Source organism: Spirillospora sp. NPDC046719 (assembly GCF_040645715.1).
Classification (GTDB): Bacteria; Actinomycetota; Actinomycetes; order Streptosporangiales; family Streptosporangiaceae; genus Spirillospora.
Genome location: NZ_JBEYYT010000787.1, coordinates 1 through 2,443, shown reverse-complemented (window position 1 = coordinate 2,443; position 2,443 = coordinate 1). Strand labels below are relative to the sequence as shown.

Genomic DNA, 2,443 nt, shown 5'->3' with positions numbered 1-2,443 from the left:
CGGGCGTGCCCGCTCCGCTCGCTGGCGCTCGCTCCGCGTGCCCACCCGTGCCGACGGCTGGGGCTCACCGCGCTCACGCGCTCCGCGTGGCCGCCCGCAACCGGTGACCACGCTCGCTCCGCTTCCCCACCCGTGACCGGTGGCCGGGCTACCGCGCTCACCAACTCCGCGTGCCTGCTCGTGACCGATGGCCGGGCCCACCATGCTCACGCACTCCGCGTTGCCGCCTGTAACCGGTGACCACGCTCGCTCGGCATGCCCACCCGTGCCGGTGGCTGGGGCTCACCGCGCGCTTCACATGACCGGCGCCGTGCTCCGTGCGCTGCGCTCGCTCCGCGTGCCGCCCCGGACCGGTGGCCAGGGCCGCTGCGGTCCCCTCAGTGCGTGCGGGCGTCCGTCACCGGTGGCCGGGGTTCGAGGCTTCTGAGGGCGCGGCGGGTCACTCGCGGTGGTGGCTCTCGCCGGGCCAGCTGGAGTCGAGGTCGACCGGGTCGGGGTCGATGCCGGGGACGATCTGCTCGCACCAGACGACCTTGCCGGCGGCGGTGCGGCGGGTGCCCCAGCGGTGCGCGATCTGGCTGACGACGAGGAGGCCGCGGCCGTTCTCGTCGTCGTCCTCGGCGCGGCGCAGCCGGGGCAGCGCTGCGGAGCGGTCCAGGACTTCGCAAACGAGAGTGCGCTCGAAGAGCAGGCGCAGCTCGATCGGGCCGGGGGCGTAGCGCAGCGCGTTGGTGATGAGCTCGGACGCGAGGAGCTCGGTGGTGTAGTCCAGCTCGTCCAGGCCCCACTCCTCCAGCCGGGTGCGGACGAGTCCGCGGGCGCGGCGGACGGCGGCGGGGTCGGCGGGCAGCGTCCAGGAGACGAACCGGTCCTCGGGGATGCGGCGCAGCCGGGCGATGAGGACGGCGATGTCGTCGCGGTGCTGGTCGGCGTAGACGCCGGCGAGGGTGGCCTTGGCGAGGTCCTCCATGGGGCGGTCGACGGCGCCGGGGCCGAAGATGCCCTTGAGGCGGGCGAGGCCGTCGTCGATGTCGCGGCCGCGGTTCTCGACCAGGCCGTCGGTGTAGATGACGAACAGGCTGCCGTCCTCGACGGTGAACTCGCGGCTCTCGATGGCGGCGCCGCCGGCGACGCCGAGCGGCGGCGCGGGCGGGACGGTCAGGTAGTCGCTGTCGCCGGACGGGCTCGCCAGCAGCGGCGGCAGGTGCCCGGCGGAGGCGATCTCGATGGTGCCGGTGGTGGCGTCGTAGACCGCGTACACGCAGGTGGCGAAGTGCGGCTCCTGCTCGCCGAGCTCGATCATCAGCTCGTGCATGACGTGCAGGGCGTCGGCGGGCGGCAGTTCCAGGTTCGCGAGGGTGTGCAGGGCGGTGCGCAGCCGGCCCATGGTGACCGCGGCGCGCACGCCGTGCCCCGCGACGTCGCCGACGATGAGCGCGACGCGGGCGCCGGGCAGCGCGATCGACTCGTACCAGTCGCCGCCGACCTCGACGAGCTTGCTGCCGGGCAGGTAGCGGTGCCGGACCTCGACCGAGGACGGCGCGGACAGCCGCAGCGGCAGCAGGCTGCGCTGCAGCGCGAGGGCGGTGGAGCGCTCGCGGCTGAACTGCCGGGCGTTGTCGATGACGATGGCGGCGCGGGCCGCGAACTCCATGCCGATCTCGACGTCGTAGGCGTCGAACTTGCGGAAGCCGGGGATGCGGGTGCAGGCGATGAAGCCGAGCAGGGTGTCGCGGGCGATCATCGGCAGCAGCACCATGGACACGCCGCTGAGCAGGTCGCCGGCGGGGCGGCGGCGCCACTTCGCGCCGATGTCGCCGGCCGCGGCGGCGTCGATGTGCGGCAGGTGGACGGGCTGGGCGGTCTCCATCACCTGGCGGTAGGGGGTGCCCTCGGGGAACACCAGGACCTCGCCGACGGGGAACGTGGCCCCCCAGGCGGGGTTGCCGTCGTCGGAGGTGACGGCGATGCGGCGCAGCACCGCCGCGCCGGACTCGCTGTGCACCTCGTCGGCGGCGACGAGGCTCTCCAGCACCAGCACGGACGCGGCGTTGCAGTAGTGCGGGACGACGACGTCGACGAGGCCGCGGGCGGACTGGTCGAGGTCGAGGGACGCGCCGAACCGGGTGAGCTGGTCGTCCATGAGGGCGCGGCGCATCAGCGCCGGGTCCTGGTAGCGCTCGCTGGGCGGCAGCGGCACCCGCACGTACAGCAGGCCGGCGGGGCCGGTGCCGGTCTCGCCGCCGAGCATCGGCTGGGCGGTGACGACCGCGTCCGGGGACGGGCCGCCGTCGCCGCGCGGGACGGCGAGCACCGCGGTGCGCTCCTGGCCGGCGGCCAGGGCCTCCAGCAGCGTCTCGAGTTCGGCCTTGGCCTCGTCGGCGACGAGGTCGGCGGCCGCGCGGCCGATCAGCTCCTGCGGCGGGGGGGGCGAGTGCGGGCC

The 2,443-nt window shown here is 75.1% G+C and carries 1 protein-coding gene; it reads right to left on the bottom strand.

The window, feature by feature from the left end; translation table 11 throughout:
• Positions 1-439 precede the first annotated feature (439 nt).
• The coding region (locus tag ABZ914_RS50210) for an ATP-binding SpoIIE family protein phosphatase (protein WP_500201652.1) at positions 440-2,443 on the bottom strand (2,004 nt) is incomplete at its 5' end.